At 68.8% G+C, this 15,856-nt stretch carries 15 protein-coding genes and 1 pseudogene; 13 read left to right on the top strand and 3 right to left on the bottom strand.

Annotated features, from left to right (window positions below):
• The first annotated feature begins 1 nt into the window (after position 1).
• The 5 genes from C7C45_RS31825 (at position 2) to C7C45_RS31805 (ending at position 6,541) form a co-directional block, all read left to right on the top strand.
• A complete protein-coding gene (locus tag C7C45_RS31825) occupies positions 2 to 913 on the top strand; it encodes an LLM class flavin-dependent oxidoreductase (protein ID WP_244200675.1) in 912 nt (303 codons plus the stop codon).
• 261 nt (positions 914 to 1,174) lie between these two features.
• Positions 1,175 to 2,131, top strand: a complete 957-nt coding sequence (locus tag C7C45_RS31820; RefSeq protein WP_110568447.1) for an ABC transporter permease — start codon at positions 1,175 to 1,177, stop codon at positions 2,129 to 2,131.
• Positions 2,128 to 3,120 (top strand): ABC transporter permease, encoded by a 993-nt coding sequence (locus C7C45_RS31815; protein ID WP_110568445.1) that lies wholly within the window; start codon positions 2,128 to 2,130, stop codon positions 3,118 to 3,120. The genes C7C45_RS31820 and C7C45_RS31815 overlap by 4 nt, the downstream gene beginning before the upstream one ends.
• Before the next feature lie 29 nt (positions 3,121 to 3,149).
• On the top strand, positions 3,150 to 4,814 hold the full coding sequence (locus C7C45_RS31810) for an ABC transporter substrate-binding protein (protein WP_110568443.1): 1,665 nt from the start codon (positions 3,150 to 3,152) through the stop codon (positions 4,812 to 4,814).
• Positions 4,815 to 4,816: 2 nt separating this feature from the next.
• Complete coding sequence (locus C7C45_RS31805) at positions 4,817 to 6,541, top strand: dipeptide ABC transporter ATP-binding protein (protein ID WP_244200674.1); 1,725 nt, start codon at positions 4,817 to 4,819, stop codon at positions 6,539 to 6,541.
• A 116-nt stretch (positions 6,542 to 6,657) separates the two neighbouring features.
• On the opposite strand, the gene C7C45_RS31800 is transcribed toward C7C45_RS31805, so the two are convergent.
• Positions 6,658 to 7,380 carry a GNAT family N-acetyltransferase gene (locus C7C45_RS31800; RefSeq protein ID WP_110568439.1) on the bottom strand — a complete coding sequence of 241 codons (723 nt, stop codon included), beginning with the start codon at positions 7,378 to 7,380 and terminating at the stop codon, positions 6,658 to 6,660.
• Positions 7,377 to 7,973 (bottom strand): transporter substrate-binding domain-containing protein, encoded by a 597-nt coding sequence (locus C7C45_RS31795; protein WP_244200677.1) that lies wholly within the window; start codon positions 7,971 to 7,973, stop codon positions 7,377 to 7,379. Before C7C45_RS31795 ends, C7C45_RS31800 begins: the two co-directional genes overlap by 4 nt.
• Positions 7,974 to 8,014: 41 nt before the next feature.
• Between C7C45_RS31795 and C7C45_RS34310 the strand changes: the two genes are divergently transcribed.
• The 8 genes and pseudogenes from C7C45_RS34310 to C7C45_RS31765 all read left to right on the top strand — a co-directional run bounded on the left by C7C45_RS34310 (position 8,015) and on the right by C7C45_RS31765 (position 14,743).
• Complete coding sequence (locus C7C45_RS34310; protein ID WP_167454895.1) at positions 8,015 to 8,269, top strand: hypothetical protein; 255 nt, start codon at positions 8,015 to 8,017, stop codon at positions 8,267 to 8,269.
• Between the two features lie 63 nt (positions 8,270 to 8,332).
• Positions 8,333 to 8,764: pseudogene (locus C7C45_RS35960) on the top strand (hypothetical protein); the annotation flags it as partial.
• 6 nt (positions 8,765 to 8,770) lie between these two features.
• Positions 8,771 to 9,427: a GDSL-type esterase/lipase family protein gene (locus C7C45_RS34595; RefSeq protein WP_208641482.1), complete on the top strand. Its 657-nt coding sequence runs from the start codon at positions 8,771 to 8,773 to the stop codon at positions 9,425 to 9,427.
• Positions 9,428 to 9,505: 78 nt separating this feature from the next.
• Positions 9,506 to 10,771: an MFS transporter gene (locus C7C45_RS31785; protein ID WP_167454902.1), complete on the top strand. Its 1,266-nt coding sequence runs from the start codon at positions 9,506 to 9,508 to the stop codon at positions 10,769 to 10,771.
• Positions 10,758 to 11,942, top strand: a complete 1,185-nt coding sequence (locus C7C45_RS31780) for an acyltransferase family protein (RefSeq protein ID WP_110568433.1) — start codon at positions 10,758 to 10,760, stop codon at positions 11,940 to 11,942. The genes C7C45_RS31785 and C7C45_RS31780 overlap by 14 nt, the downstream gene beginning before the upstream one ends.
• Positions 11,939 to 12,913, top strand: coding sequence for an LLM class F420-dependent oxidoreductase (locus tag C7C45_RS31775; protein ID WP_110568432.1), 975 nt, complete (start codon positions 11,939 to 11,941; stop codon positions 12,911 to 12,913). The genes C7C45_RS31780 and C7C45_RS31775 overlap by 4 nt, the downstream gene beginning before the upstream one ends.
• Positions 12,910 to 13,770 carry an alpha/beta hydrolase fold domain-containing protein gene (locus tag C7C45_RS31770; protein WP_167454900.1) on the top strand — a complete coding sequence of 287 codons (861 nt, stop codon included), beginning with the start codon at positions 12,910 to 12,912 and terminating at the stop codon, positions 13,768 to 13,770. Before C7C45_RS31775 ends, C7C45_RS31770 begins: the two co-directional genes overlap by 4 nt.
• A gap of 100 nt (positions 13,771 to 13,870) precedes the next feature.
• Positions 13,871 to 14,743: a helix-turn-helix transcriptional regulator gene (locus C7C45_RS31765; RefSeq protein WP_110568428.1), complete on the top strand. Its 873-nt coding sequence runs from the start codon at positions 13,871 to 13,873 to the stop codon at positions 14,741 to 14,743.
• 17 nt (positions 14,744 to 14,760) lie between these two features.
• Here C7C45_RS31765 and C7C45_RS31760 read toward each other — a convergent pair whose 3' ends face one another.
• A complete protein-coding gene (locus C7C45_RS31760; RefSeq protein ID WP_244200673.1) occupies positions 14,761 to 15,594 on the bottom strand; it encodes an alpha/beta fold hydrolase in 834 nt (277 codons plus the stop codon).
• Positions 15,595 to 15,856: the final 262 nt, after the last annotated feature.

Here is a 15,856-nt window from a genome sequence, read left to right as displayed (position 1 = left end):
GTTGGGCGAGCAACTCGGCTTCGACAGCACCTGGGTACGCCACCGCCACCTCCAGTACGGCATCTCCTCACCGATCGCCGTCCTGGCGGCGGCCTCACAGCGGACCCGGCACATCGAGCTCGGCACCGCGGTCATCCCGCTCGGCTGGGAGAACCCACTGCGGCTGGCCGAGGACCTGGCCACTGTCGACATCCTCTCCGGCGGGCGCCTCAACCCCGGGGTGAGCGTCGGCCCACCGATGCACTACGACCGGGTCCGCCGTTCGCTCTACCCGGACACCGCCGAGGCGGAGGATTTCAGCTACACGCGGGTACGACGGCTGCTCGACCTCGTTCGCGGCGAGCCGGCCAGCGACGTCGAGGGCTCCGAGGGTTTCGAGCAGTTTTCCCGCCGAGTGCAACCGCACTCCCCCGGCCTGGCCGCCCGGATGTGGTACGGCGCCGGCAGCCTCAGCTCCGCTCGCTGGGCCGGCGAGCAGGGCATGAACCTGCTCACCAGCAGCGTGGTCAAGGCCGAGGAGTCAACCGACTTCGCCGAGATCCAGCTCTCGCACATCCGGACGTTTCGCGCCCACCACCCGGACGGCGAACGGGCTCGTGTCTCGCAGGGGCTCGTCGTCATCCCCACCGACACAGCCACACCGACCCAACGTGCCCGCTACGAGGAGTACGCCCACCAACGCACGCCTCGAACGGCGTCACCCCAGGGGCCGGCCCGGATGATGTTTGCCCCCGACCTCGCCGGCCCGTCGGAGCTGATCGCCGAACGGCTGCTCGACAATGTCGCGTTCCGCGAGGTCGACGAGGTTGCGTTCGCCCTGCCCTTCACCTTCACGCCGGCCGACTACGCGCAGATCCTCACCGACATGGCGACCCGGCTTGGCCCCGTGCTCGGGTGGCACCCCAGCCGCTGACGTGGACCGGCCAGGTTGAGCGGGGAGCTCAACAATTCCCTACTAATCCGGTCTGTGTTGTAGGTCTCTAGTCCTGGATTTTCCCGGCGCGGCTCACGGAACATGGTCGCTGCGGCTGCCGAGCCGCGCGGTGTGGCATCGACCGGTAACGGTCTCCAGCTACCGGAACGAGCACCGAGAGGGGTCAGCGTGGGCAGGAAGTGCTGTCGGGAGCGCTGAGATCCCCGGCCCACCCATCCCTGGACCCCGTAAGGAACCAACGTGTCCGCCGACACTCATCTCGCGCCGCCGGCTCCGACCCGACCACCGAGCCAGGCCCGCAGCACAACTGCCCGCCACCTCTGGCGCCGTCTGGCCGCCGATCGTTGGGCGCTGGGCGGAGCCGGCGGCGTGGCCTTCTTCCTCGTCGCCGCGGCCGCCGCCCCACTGCTCAGCGCGATAGCGGGTCAGGACCCCTACACGTACGACCTTGACGCCCTGTCGGACTCCGGGGCGCCGAAGGGCTTCGGCGGCGGAATCAGCGCCCAGCACTGGTTCGGGGTGGAGCCGATGACCGGACGGGACCTGTTCGCGATCGTGGTCCACGGTGCCCGCACCTCCATCCTCGTCGGTGCCGGGGCCACCGCCGTCTCGGTGCTGCTCGGAGTGGTCGTCGGCCTCACCGCCGGCTTCTACGGCGGCTGGTACGACCGCGTCGTCACCCGGACCATCGACGTGCTGCTCGGTTTCCCGTACCTGATCTTCGTGATCGCGCTCGGCGCCATCGCGCCGACCAGCCTCCCGAAGCCACTGCTCCTCGTCGGCGTCCTCGCGATCTTCAGCTGGCCCTCGATCGCGCGGGTGGTCCGTGGTCAGACGCTGGCGTTGAAGCGGCGCACATTCGTGGTGGCCTCGGTCGCACTCGGTGCGGGTGGATGGCACGTGCTCGTGCGGCAACTACTCCCCAACCTCACCGCCACGATCATCGTCTACTCCACGATCATGATCCCTTCGATGATCGGGGCTGAGGCCGCGCTCTCCTTCCTCGGTGTCGGGGTGCCGCCGCCGACCCCCGCGTGGGGCCGCTCGATCGGCGACGCGATCGGCTGGGTCCAGACCGACCCAATGTTCCTCGTCTTTCCCGGCGGGGCGCTCTTCCTCGCGACGCTCGCCTTCAACCTGCTCGGCGACGGCCTGCGCGACGCATTCGACCCGAAGACGCGAGGGCTGCGGCGATGAGACTCCTCCGTCTGGTCTCCGGACGCCTCGTCAGCATGATCGCCACCCTGCTCGTGATCAGTCTGATCACGTACGCGGTGTTCGTCCTGCTGCCCAGCGACCCGGCGCAGCTCTCCTGCGGTCGACCCTGCACACCCGAACGGCTCGCCGACGCGCGCGCCTTCATGGGCTACGACCAGCCCTGGGTGCAGCAGTATCTGGCCTTCCTCGGCGGGATCGTCACCGGCCGCACCTTCGGCTCCGGAGCTGCCGCCGTGCACTGCGCGGCGCCCTGCTTCGGGTACTCCTTCCAGCTCAACGAATCGGTCACCCACCTCATCCTGGAACGCATCCCGGTCACCTTCTCCATCGCCGTCGGCGCCGCCGTGCTTTGGCTGATCATCGGCGTCGGCACCGGAGTCATCTCGGCCGTCCGCAGGGGCACCGCGATCGACCGGGCAGCGATGACGTTCTCCACGATCGGTGTCTCCGCTCCCAGCTACCTGGTCGGTCTGCTCGGCATCCTGCTGTTCGGCTTCACCCTCAACATGGTGCCGGTCAACGGGTACGTGCCGCTGACCGAGGATCCGGTGGGCTGGCTGTGGCACCTGGTGCTGCCCTGGTGTGTGCTCGCCCTGATCTCCGCGGCGGTCTACGCCCGGCTGACCCGAGGTCAGATGCTCGACGTGCTGGGCGAGGACTACATCCGCACGGCCCGCGCCAAAGGGCTGCGCGAACGGCGGGTCGTCGGCCGGCACGCCCTGCGCAACGTCCTCATCCCGGTGGTCACCGTCTTCGGCATCGACCTCGGGTCGCTGCTCGGCGGCGCGGTCATCGCCGAGCGGGTCTTCAGCATGCCCGGCCTGGGCGCCCTGCTGCTGGACGCGGTCGGCAACGTCGACCTTCCGCTGATCATCGGGGTCACTCTCTTCTCCGCGTTCCTCATCATCCTCGCGAACTTCCTCGTGGACCTGGTCTACGGCGTCCTCGACCCAAGAGCGGCGCCCTGATGCGCCAATCATCGAAAGGTAAGGCACTGATGAAAAGACGCAGCGCGCTCGCGCTCGCAGTCGTACTCGCCCTGACCGGATGCAACGCGAACCCGGACGTCACGCCGGACGCCGGCGGATCGACCGGGGGCACCGAGAAGGGTGGGACTTTGACCATCCTCAACGCCGCCAGCGACATCAACTTCGACCCCGCGAAGAGCCAGAACCTGGCGATCACCACCCTGGGCCTGGTCCTGCGCCGGCTCACCACCTGGGAGGTCCAGCCGGGCAAGCCGGCGCAGGTGGTCCCCGATCTGGCGACGGACACCGGTAAGACCACCGACGGCGGCAAGACCTGGACCTTCACCCTGAAGGACGGTCTCAAGTACGCCGACGGCGCTGCGATCACCGCCGCCGACGTCAAGTACGGCATCGAGCGCTCCTTCGCGCCCGAACTCTCCGGCGGCCTCGGCTACCACAAGAGCCTGCTCGTGGGCGGCACCGAGTACAAGGGGCCGTACTCCGGAGCGGACCTGGCCTCCGTCGAGACCCCCGACGCGAAGACCATCGTCTTCCACCTCAAGACGGCGTACGGCGACTGGCCGTGGATCGCCTCCATGCCGGCGTTCGCCCCCGTTCCGAAGGCGAAGGACGACCCGAAGAAGTACAGCCAGACTCCTGTCGCGTCCGGCCCCTACCAGGTGGAGTCGTACCAGCAGGGTGTCTCGGTCAAGCTCTCCCGCAACCCGAACTGGGACGCGGCGACCGACCAGGTCCGCACCGCCGGACCCGACAACGTCGTCTTCCAGCTCGGCCAGGACACCACGGTCCAATCGCAGCGGCTGATCGCCGACTCCGGTGACGACCGCTCCGCCTTCGGCGCCGGCTTCGTTGCGCCCGCCCAGCTCGCGCAGATCGAGCAGAACGCCAGCGCGAAGCAGCGGCTGGTCACCTCGGACGCCGGAGCGCTGTCGTACCTGGCGCTCAACACCCAGCGAGGGCCGTTGAAGGACGTCAAGGTCCGCCAGGCCATCCAGTACGCCGTGGACAAGCGCGCCTACCAGGTCGCCTCCGGCGGTGCCATCGGTGGCGACCTGGCCAGCACGTTGATCACCCCCGGCGTTGCCGGGCGGGTCGACTACAACCTCTACCCCGCCGACCCGTCGGGCGACGTCGCCAAGGCCAAGCAACTGCTCGGCGAGGCGGGGCAGAGCGGCCTGAAGCTCACGCTGCTGTCCGAGAACGACCAGCCGAACCTCGCCAAGTCCCAGGCCATCCAGCAGGGACTGCAGCGCGTGGGTATCGCGGTGACCATCAAGCCGGTGGACGAGGAGGCCTGGACCGCCGAGGTGAGTGGTGACAAGGGTGACTACGACCTGACCGTCGCCAGCTGGCAGCCGGACTTCCCCAGCGCCAACGGCAACATCCAGCCGCTGTTCGCATCCAGCGAGATCGGCGGCGGTGGCTACAACAGCGCCCGCTACTCGCAGCCCGAGGTCGACGCGCTCATCGAGCAGGCCACGGCGGAGACCGACCCGGCGAAGGCACAGGCGCTGTGGGCGCAGGCAGACAAGCGCATCCTGCAGGACGCGCCGGTGGTGCCGCTGACCTACACGAAGAACTCGTTCCTGCATGGGTCGAAGGTGCAGAACTTCTTCGTGCCGTCCTTCCCGGCCTACCCGAACTATCTGAAGGTATCGCTGAAGCAGGGATGACGGTGTCCCCCACGGAGCCACACCTCACGAAGGCCACCCGGTCGCCGCTGCTCGCGGTGGCCGGGCTGGCCGTGGAATTCGAGGTGGATGGCGACACGCACCCCGCGGTCCGCAACGCGTCGTTCGAGCTGCACGGCGGCCAGGTCCTCGCCCTGGTCGGCGAATCAGGCTCGGGCAAGAGCGTCACCGCGATGGCCGCCCTGGGCCTGCTCCCCGCCACCGCGCGGGTCAGCGGCAGCATCACCCTCGACGGCGCCGAGCTGATCGGTGCCGAGCCGAGCCTGCTGCGGGAGGTGCGCGGCGGCCGGATCGGCACGATCTTCCAGGAGCCGATGGCCGCGCTCAACCCGGTCTTCACCATCGGTGACCAGGTCGCCGAGGCGATCCGGGCGCACCGCCCGGTGAGCCGCTCCGCGGCCACCGCCCGGCTTCTGGAGTTGCTCGCCACCGTCGGTCTGGACGACCCCGCGCGGGTGGCGCGGTCGTACCCGCACGAACTGTCCGGGGGTCAACTCCAGCGAGCAATGATCGCGATGGCCATCAGTTGTGACCCGGTCCTGCTCATCGCGGACGAGCCGACCACCGCGCTGGACGTGACTGTCCAGGCCGGCATCCTCGACCTGCTCCGCGACCTGCGCACCCGACTCGACATGGCCGTCCTCCTCATCACCCACGACATGGGCGTGGTGGCCGACGTCGCCGACGACGTGGTGGTGCTGCGCGACGGTCAGGTCGTCGAGCAGGCGCCCGCCGCCCAACTCTTCGCCGCGCCGCGGCACGAGTACACCCGGGCGTTGCTGCACGCCGTACCCACGTTGCCGGAGCTGCGGCTCGCCGAGCCGGAACCGGCGACGCCGCCGGCGCACGAGCCGCGACCGCTCGACACGTCGGCCGGTACGACGCCCGTCGTACTTCTCCGCAACGTCGTCGTCGACTACCCGGGAAGGCGGCGCGGCCGGCCGGTCCGGGCCGTGGACGGCGTCTCGTTACACATCGGCCAGGGTGAACTGGTAGCCCTGGTCGGCGAATCAGGCTCCGGCAAGTCGACCCTCGGCCGGGCGATTGCCGGCCTCGTACCGGTGACTGCCGGCACAGTGACCGTCGCTGGCGTCGACGTGGGGCACGCCTCCCGCCGTGAACTGCGCACGTTCCGCTCGCAGCTCGGCATCGTCTTCCAGGATCCGGCGTCGTCCCTGAACCCCCGCCGGACGGCCGGCGCGAGCATCGCCGAGCCGTTGTCGCTGCACACCGATCTGCGCCCGGACGCGCAACGCCACCGCGTCAACGAGTTGCTGGACGCGGTCGAGCTGCCGTCGCGCCTGCGTGGCCGCCACCCGTACGAGATGTCGGGTGGGCAACGGCAGCGGGTGGCCATCGCGCGCGCCATCGCCCTGAACCCGGCACTGTTGATCGCGGACGAGCCCACCAGCGCCCTGGACGTGTCGGTGCAGGCGCGGATCCTGGAACTGCTCCGGTCGCTACAGAGCCAGTTCGGCTTCTCCTGCCTGTTCATCAGCCATGACCTGGCAGTGGTCGAGCAACTCGCCGACCGGGTGGCGGTGCTGCACCGCGGCCGGGTCGTGGAGGAGGGCCCAGCGGACGATGTGCTGCGCGCGCCCCGGCACCCGTACACGTCGCGGCTGTTGGCGGCGGCACCGGTTGCCGACCCGGCCCAACAGGCGCTTCGGCGGGCGGCGTGGCGCCAGCTCACCACGGCGTCGAGCTGAGGGGACCGCCACGGTCCGGAGAAGATCCTCGCCGACGCGACGCGAACGCTCGACGTCGATCAGCCCGGCCGTGGTTTCTGGCGCAGTGCGGCTGTCAGGTGCAGGGACAGACCCGATCAGACCGTGGACCGACGATCCGCCGGGAGCCGATCCGGTACGCGAACCGCGCGGAACGTGGTGTGGCGCCGCAGCGTGAAACCGATCGACTCGTACAGCCGGATCGCCGTGGTGTTGCTGGCGGCCGCGTGCAGGAAGGGCCGCTCACCCCGAGCGCGGATGCCGGCCGCGACGGCCTGGACCAGCCGGGTTGCCAGGCCCTGACCGCGGACCTCAGGGGCGGTGCAGACCGCGCTGATCTCCGTCCAGCCCGGCGGGTGCACCCGCTCGCCGGCCATCGCGACAAGTGCCCCGTCCCGTCGAAGGCCCAGATAGGTGCCGAGTTCGACGGTCCGGGGCAGGAACGGCCCCGGTTGGGTGCGCGCGATCAGGGAGACCATCTCCGGTAGATCGGAGGCGGTCAGCCGCACCGCCTCCGGGTCGTCGGCCGCGTCGACCTCGACGTCGATCATCTGCACCCCGGCGATGTCGGCGTCGACCGTCCAGCCACGGGGAAGCGGTTCCGCGGTCCCGGTCACGGCCACCACCGCGCCCGGCCCGACCAGGGCGGCGAGGTCGTCCCAGACATCGGGGTCGTCGTCGGAACTGACGCAGGTGAACGGGGCGACGTCCGGTTGGTAACGGGCTGCCCGACCGTGTATCTCGGCGATCCCCCGGTGTGGGCCGGTCAGTGCGGCCCACACCGGGTTGTCCAGAAGTTCGTCGGTGTGCGTGCCGGTCATTTGCCCTCGATCGGCAGACCCGGCGGGTTGATCTCGGACTTGGTGGTCGTCTCGTTGCCGAGGTTCCAGCGGGCCAGGATCTTGGCGTAGTCGCCGGAGCGGATCAGCTCGTCAACCGCCGCAGCGAGGGCCGTGACCAGGCCGCTGTCCTTTTTCGTGGTTAGGGCGATCTTGCCCTGCAGTGCGGCTCCCGCGCCCGAGTAGGTCCCGATGATCCCCGTCTCTCCGGCGACAGCGACAGCGACATGGTAGGCGACACCGGGGTAGGGACCGAGATACGCATCGATCTGCCCGGAGCCCAGTGTCAGGTAGGTCGCCTGGTTGGTCTGGTAGTACTTGATGTCTACCGGCGCCAGACCCTGCCGCTTGGCCTCCACGCTCCACTCGACGAGGATCTTCTCCTGGTTGGTGCCAGAGCCGACCGCGATCTTCTTTCCCGCGACGTCCTTCGGGCCGGCCACCTTCCAGTTCGACCCCTCCTTCGCCTCGAACGCGAGGTTGTCCAGCCGGTACGTGGCGAAGTCGTACTTCTGCTTGCGTTCCTCGGTGACCGTGATGTTGGGCGCCCCAACGGCGTACTTACCGCTGTCCAGACCGACGAACAGGTTCTCCCAGGAGGTGTTCTCAGCTGCGGTTGCAGGCCGAGAATTCCGGCAACGGCGACCGCGATGTCGGGTTCACTTCCGATCAGGGTCTTGTTGTCGGTGGCGGTGAAGGCCAGCGGCGGGAAGCCTGCGACAGCCGCACCGACCGGCGGATACTCGCCGATCTGTTCGGCCTGCTGCAGCGGTACCCGGGCCGCCGATTCGCCGCCTACGACGCCGATCCCGGACAGATCACGGCGATGCGAGGACGGATCGCCCACTGGCGCGGCAGACCCCTACGGTGATAGTTCTGGTCACTGCATCTCGGGGGACTGGCTAAGGCCGACGGGGCCGCTGACGATTCAGGTATGTCTGCGTCAACTCTCGCCCGGGGTGTCGCGGTGGGGGATCCGTCGGTCCTGTTCCGGGGCGCCGTGTCCGTTCAGCCGGGTCCGCCCGGTCCCGATGGGCGGCCGTTGTGGTGGGCGCCGTGGCGAGTGCCTTATGAGGAAGCTGAGCTGCATCTGCCGGAAGGTGGGGTCGGGCGGGCCGCGATGCCGTCGGGGGTCCGGATCAGCCTCCGGTCCGACAGCCGTTGGTTGCGGTGCCGGTATCAGGCCGATCCGGCGCCAGTGCTCAATGGCCCGCAGGAGCGGCCTCGGCTGGACGTACGTGTCGACGGGCGGCTGCTGAGGACGGTCCGGCTCCGCGCGGACGGCGGGGACCAGGAGTTCGAGGTTCCGCTCGGGGGTCAGCGACGTGATCGGCTGGTCGAGCTGTGGTTGCCGACGTACAACCAGTTTCGGTTGCGTCTGCTGGAGGTCGAGACCCGGTGGCAGCCGGACGAGCGGCGACGGCCTCGGTGGGTGCACTACGGCAGCTCGATCTCCCAAGGGCGTGGTGCGGCGAGTCCGAGCACTGCCTGGCATGCGTTGGTCGCGGAGTCCGCGGGCTGGGATCTGACATCGCTCGCGCTGGGCGCTGCTTGCCATATGCAACCGATGACGGCCCGGCTGATGCGTGATCTGCCCGCCGAGGTCCTGACCGCCTGTGTCGGTATCAACAGTCAGGCCTTGGGCAGCCTGGGTCCGGAGACCTTCACTGCCGCGGTGATCGGCTTCGTCCGGACGGTGCGCGAACGCCATCCCGTGACTCCACTGATGATGATGTCGACGATCTATGCTCCCGATCGCGAGAGTGTGGCCGGGCCGTCGGGCCTGACGATCGAGGACTGCCGGGCCCGCACCGCCCGGGCCGTCGAGCTGCTGCGAGCAGCGGGGGACCTGCATGTGCACTACCTGGACGGGCTGAAGATCTTCGGCCCGTCTGACGCCGAGCTGATGCTCGAGCCGCTGTCGATCGAACGACTGCACCCCGGGCCCGCGGGCCACCACCTCTTCGCCGAGCGGTTCCTGGACCATCTCGGGATGGTGCCCAGCCTGATAGCGCGGGTATCTGCATAAGCCGGGTTCTGGCTAGCCCTGGTCAGGAGCATCACGATCGACACATCACAGTCTTCCCCGCCTGACGAAAGGAACGGCGTGTCCATCGATCATGCCCAGGTCAAGCCCGCCGGCGCGCCGGATCGGGTGCCCTGGCGGTCCTTCGCCGGTATCTACCTGGTCGTCTTCCTGATCGGGACCGAGACGTTCCTGGTGTCCCCGCTGCTGCCGACGATCGCCGAGTCCATCCAGGTCTCCGAGACCGCGGCCGCGATCACCGTGACGGCGTACACGCTCGTCTATGCGATCACCGCGCCGTTCCTGGGTGCGGTGTCCGACCGGTTCGGCCGGCAGCCGACGATCGTCGCGGGTGCGGTGCTGTTCCTGCTCGGCAACGTGCTGGCCGCGTTGGCCGGCAACCTGGAGGTGCTGATCCTGGCGCGGGTGATCGGTGCCCTCGGCGCCGGACTGGCCGGGCCTTCGATCTGGGCGCACATCGCGGAGAGCGTGCCGGAACGACTGGTCGGTCGAGCGATCGGTGTCGGGTTGGCGTTGTTCTCGGCCGGTCAGGTTCTCGGGATCCCGATCGCCGGGTTGGTTGCGGATGTCTCGGGCTGGCGGGTCGCGTTCTGGGTGATCGCTGCCGCCTCGGTGATCACGGTGCCGTTGGTGTACCGCGAGACCCGGGGGAGCAAGCCGCGGGGCGCGACTCTCAACCTGGGCTCGGTGTTCTCGGTCTGGTCGGACACGTTGTTGCGGCAGGCCCTCATCGTGGTGCTCTTCCTGCAAGCCGCGAACCTGGGCGCCTACACCTTCCTCGGTGTGGTGCTGCACGACCGGTTCGGGCTCTCGGTCGGTGAGCTCGGCCTGATCGGGGTTCTGGTCGGTATCGGCGGTGCAGTCGGTGCGCTGCTGGCAGGCCGGATCGGCGACAAGACCCGCGCCAACGGCAGGCAGGACACGTTCTGGATCCCGATCTGGTCGGTGCTGCTCGGCGTGGCCGCGGTTGTGGCTGCCTTCGGCGCACCGCTGGTCGTCGCCGCGGCCGCCATCGTCATCTGGTTCGTGGCCAGTGGTGCCTTCGGCTCCAATGTCCAGACTCTGCTGCTCAATCTGCGGCCCGCACTCGGTGCGACGTCGAGTTCGTGGAACAGCGCAGTCCTGTACGCCGGAGCCGCGGGTGGCGTCGCGCTGGTCGGGCTGTTCCCGCATGTCGATGTCGGTGTCGCGGTTGTCGGCGGCGGTTTGGCTCTGATCGCCGCGGTGCTGTCGCTGCCGTTGCTGACCGCGGTCACACGGCAGGCGGCGGCTTCGTCTGAGGCTCCTGGCCGGGCGACCGGGGAGGTGGACCATGGTTACGTCTGAGGCGCCGGTGGCGAGAGTCGTCGTACCGATCGATCCCAGCCGGAGATATGCCCCGGCCTTGGATGGACTTCGGGCGGTGGCTGCCCTGCTCGTGATCGCCTTGCACGTTGGTATCTACACGGGCCAGGTTGCGTCCAGTTGGCTCGGGATCGGGACCGGCGGCCCGCTCGGACCGGTGTTGTCCCGGTTCACGGTCGGAGTGCCGATCTTCTTCGTGCTGTCCGGTCTGCTGCTGTACCGGCCGTGGGCTGACGCCGCGCTGGACAACAGGCCGCCTCCGTCGGCGCGGGTGTATCTGTGGCACCGGGCGCTCCGGATTCTTCCGGCGTACTGGCTGGTGGCGATCGTCGCGCTGATCGCCTTTGCCTCGAGCACGCACGGCTCGCTGTGGCCTGTCGTGCAGACGTTGACGCTCACGCATATCTACTCGGACACGGGGATACCGCTCGGGATCACGCAGACCTGGAGCCTGGCCACCGAGGTCGCGTTCTACGCCGTGCTGCCGTTGCTTGCCGTCGTTCTGCACCGGTTGGTGGTGCAACCGGCCCGCATTCTGCTGGCCTTCGCGGTACTCGAGATCATCAACCTGGGCACGGTGGTCCTGACGCATGTGCCGTCGGCGGGCCCGTACCCGAAGCTCGCGCTCTGGCTGCCGGAGTACCTGGGCTACTTCGCCGCTGGTATCGCGCTCGCCGCCTGGTCCGCGCATCTGGCGCGAGTAGCGGAGCCGCCTGGGCTTGCCGTCCTCATCGGCCGACGCCCTTGGCTGAGCTGGGGAGTCGCGCTCGTAGCGTACGTCGCCGTGTCGACGCCATTGACCGGCACGACCGCGCGCTATCCGACGGTGGTCGAGGCATTGCTGGAGCACGTGCTCTACCTTGTGATCGCGGTCACTCTGGTCCTGCCGCTACTCTTCCGCGCTGACCACGGTCCGGCGAAACTGCTCGCCGGCCGCATTCCGAGTGCGCTCGGCCGGATCTCGTACGGGCTGTTCCTCTGGCACATGGTCGTCGTTGAGGCCTGGCTACGGATCACCGGCCAGACCGCCGGGCACGCGCAGTTCTGGATTCTGTTCCCCGTTACCGTGGTGTTCACGGTCGCCATCGCGGCGGCTTCGTTCGTCCTGGTCGAGCGTCCCGTACGGCGGCTACGCGGGCTGGTTCGAGCATGACGAGCTGGGGTGTGAACCTGCCACTGAGCGGGCTGCCGCTGACCGCGGCCCGTGAGCTGATCCAGGCGTTGCCGGATCTCGGCTACACCGATGTCTGGACCGGGGAAGGCGGTGGCACTGATGCCTTCACCCCGCTGACTGCGGCGGCCGCCTGGCAGCCGCGGTTGTCGCTCGGCACGGGCGTCGTGCCAGTCGGTACGCGCGGTCCCGGCGTACTGGCGCAGACGGTCGGAGCGCTGGCGGAGTTGACCAGCGGTGAAGTGTTGCTGGGCGTCGGCTCATCGGTGCCGGCGCATGTCACCGCGCTGAACGGCGTACCGTTCGGGCAGCCGCTCGCGCGCGTTCGTGACACGGTGCGGTTCCTGCGCCGGGCGCTGGCCGGTGAGGTCGTCTCGGCGGACTACGAGACGTTCTCAGTGCAGGGGTTCCGGCTTGACGCGAAGCCGGAACAGCGGCCGCGGGTGCTGGTGGGAGCGCTGCGGCCGAAGATGGTCCGGGTCGGCTACGAGGACGCGGACGGCGTGGTGCTGAATCTCCTCGCGGCTGCGGATCTGCCGCGGGTGCTCGAGCCGGTGCAGTCGTTGCTGCCGGGTCGAGAGACCGTGGTCAAGCTGTTCGTCTGCCCGACCGGTGACGCCGACCATGCGCGGGCTGCCGGTCGCGGTTTCCTCGGGTGGATCCTCAACCAGACGCCGTACCACGCCTTTCACAGCTGGCTGGGTCGTGGTGACGAGCTCGCTGTGTCGAAGCGGGCGGCCGACGCGGGCGACCGGATCGGTGCGGGTGCGGCGATCCCCGATCACATCGTCGACGAACTCTGGATCCATGGTGACCCCGCCCGGTGTGTGGAGCGGATCACCCGCTATCTGCAGCCGGGCGTCACGCGGATCGTTCTGTATGTCGCCGGCACGCCGGAGCTGGCTCGTCGGCCGCAGAACCTGCCGCGGGTACTCGCCGATCTGCACCCGTGAACCTCCCTCCACCTCTGACGAGGGAACACATCCTTGATACCCGGCGGGCGCTCGACGAGCTGGCCCGCCGGATCGTGCCGCGGCCGGGGACCACGGTCGAAGAGGAAGTCGTCGCCGGCCGCCGGACGCTGGTGGTGCGGCCGGACACCGGACCGGTTCGGGGTACCGTGCTGCATTTCTTCGGTGGCGGCTATCGCGCAGGTTCGCCGGAGGGGGCCGTCGGGTTCGCGGCCCAGCTGGCCCACCGGGCAGGCGTGCGGGTGGCTCTGCCGTCGTACCGGCTGGCGCCCGAGGATCCGTTCCCGGCGGCGGTCGAGGACGCCGTCGCCGTGTACGACGCATTCTCGTCCCGGGACCGGATTGTCGTGTCCGGCCAGTCGGCAGGCGGAGGTCTTGCTGCTGCGGCTCTGCTCACGACCGAGTCGCCACAGCCTGCCGGCCTGGCAGTGCTCTGCGGCTGGCTGGACCTGACGCAGGCGGCGGATTCTTATCACCGGTGCGCGGCGACGGACCCGGTTTTCAGCCGGGAGGCCGCCGCCCGATCCGCAGCCTGCTACCTGAACGGCGCTGACCCTGACCACCCGGCTGCTTCACCGCTGCGAGCCTCGGACGCGCAGCTGGCGAAACTGCCGCCGACCTTCCTACAGGTCGGTGCGGACGAGGTGCTGGTCGACGACTCGCGCGCCTTCGCGCGACGGCTGGCGGATCTGGGCACCGGGGTTGTTCTGCGCAGCTGGCCGCGGGTGACCCACAGCTGGCAGTCGGCCGTGCCGCATCCGCTCGCGGTGGCGGCCATCGACGAGCTTGGAGGTTTCGTTCGGGATCGGATGGGTTCGGCAGGTGGTGTCGCGGAGTGAGACACCGGCGTTCAATCATTCACTGCGGCTGATGATTTCCTATCGTTCTAGTATGCTTTGGCGCGAGTGGTAGCAGCCATCTTGCCGCGCGGAGGATCCTTTGACGAGCACGACGGAGCAAGCCAAACCCACCCACCCCAAGGAGCTCGGCGCGTTCCTGCGAGCTCACCGCGAGCGCCGCAATCCGGTGGATGTCGGGCTGCGGGACACCGGCCGGCGCCGTACGCCGGGGCTGCGCCGGGAGGAGGTCGCGGCACTGTCAGGTGTCGGGGTCGCGTGGTACACGTGGCTCGAGCAGGGCCGGATCGTGCCGTCGAAGAAGGTGCTGGACTCTGTCGCCCGCACACTGGGGCTGCGCCCGGCGTCGTATCGGCACCTTCTGGCGCTGGCCGGGCTGATGCCCGACTCGCCGGTCGAGGTCAACCACCAGAAACAGATCGCGCCCAGCACTCAAGAGCTGCTGGATTCGTGGGAGACCAGTCCAGCGGTCCTGCTCGACTGCCGCTTCGACATCACGGCCTGGAATGCGGCGTACGCGGCAGTCTGGTTCGATCCGGAGCTGGTGCCGGCGATCCGGCGGAACCTGATGTGGTTCATGGCCGGTGGAGCGCCTGACGTGCAGGAGACCGTCGAGTGTTGGGAACCGCTGGCTCGGGCCACCCTGGCGCAGTTCCGTGCTCAGACCGCCCGCCGGGCTGAGGATCCGCGGACCCGTGAGCTGTATGCCGTGCTCAACGAGGATTTCCCGGAGTTGTCCGGGTGGTGGCAGTGCCAGGGAGTCGATGACCTGCGCTCGCGGCCGGTCTCGCTCCGGGTCGCCGGGCGGCGACTGCAGCTGAAGCTCTTCGCATTCCGGCCCGTCGACGATCCGGAGGCGCTGATCCTGGTGCAGACACCGGCCCGGGACGCCGATCGGACGCTCATCGAAAATCTGGTGCGTATTTCCCGCTTGCCGCTCCGGCGAGCCGGATGATGCAGCCGGCTGATCCGTCAGTCGCGGAAAAAATTGAGGAATTCGCTGACGATCCGGTCCGGCGCCTCTTCGGGCAGAAAATGTCCGCAGTCGATTGCGTGACCACGGACATCGGTGGCCCATTCCTGCCAGACCGCTTCGACATCGAACCAGCGATCGATCGGTGAGCGCCGACCCCACAGGGTGAGCAGTGGGGCGGTGATCCGGCACCGACCACGATCGGCTCGGTCGTGGTCGAGATCCAGGGTCATCATCGCTCGGTAATCCTCGCACTGGGCATGGATTGTCGCCGGGTCGGCGACAGCCGCCCGGTATCCGGCCAGCGCCTGCGGCGAGAAGAGCTCGTGGTGCCGGCCGAAGTAGAAGGCTTCGGGATCAGCGGCGATCAGGGTCTCCGGCAGCGGCGCCGGCTGGGCGAGGAAGAACCAGCGCCACCATAGGTTGGCGACCTCCAGGTCCGTGCGCTCCAAGGCATCGATGGTCGGCACGATATCCAGTACGGCAAGGCGTTCCACGGCGTCCGGACGATCCAGTGCGAGTCGGTACGCACAGCGAGCGCCGCGGTCATGACCGGCCAGCCGGAAGCGGTCGAACCCCAGTTGCTGCATGACCTCGACCTGATCGCGGGCCATCGCGCGCTTGGAATAGGGCCCGTGATCGGCGGTCGTCGGCGGCTTGCCGGAGTCGCCGTACCCACGCAGATCGGTGACCACGACGGTGAAGTGTTCGGCCAGACCGGGCGCGACCCGATGCCACATCAGGTGGGTCTGCGGGAAGCCGTGCAGCAGCAGGAGCGGAGGCCCGCTGCCGGCGACACGGACCCGGATCGTGGTCTCGGCGGTGGTGACCACCTGGTCCGTGAAACTGTCGAACATGGCAGTTACGGTAAGCGCTGCCGAAAGGCCTCGCAATATCCGCAGTTATCCAATGACCAGAGGTCATAGGGTGCCCGATTGGGGGTCTAAACAGCGGCGTTGTTGGGGGGACAGCACAAATCTAGAGTCGAGCCAAGAATCCATGACGGCGAATTCTCGGGGAGTGGGTAGATGGCCGAGTCCGCGAAAGTCCTGGAAACGGAAGGTCTCAGTGCGGAGCACCGGACCAGGTTGTGGC

It is taken from the genome of Micromonospora arborensis, assembly GCF_003205615.1.
Taxonomy (GTDB): domain Bacteria; phylum Actinomycetota; class Actinomycetes; order Mycobacteriales; family Micromonosporaceae; genus Micromonospora; species Micromonospora arborensis.
The sequence above is the reverse complement of the archived record's forward strand: the minus strand, read 5'-3'. Positions and strand labels throughout refer to the sequence as shown.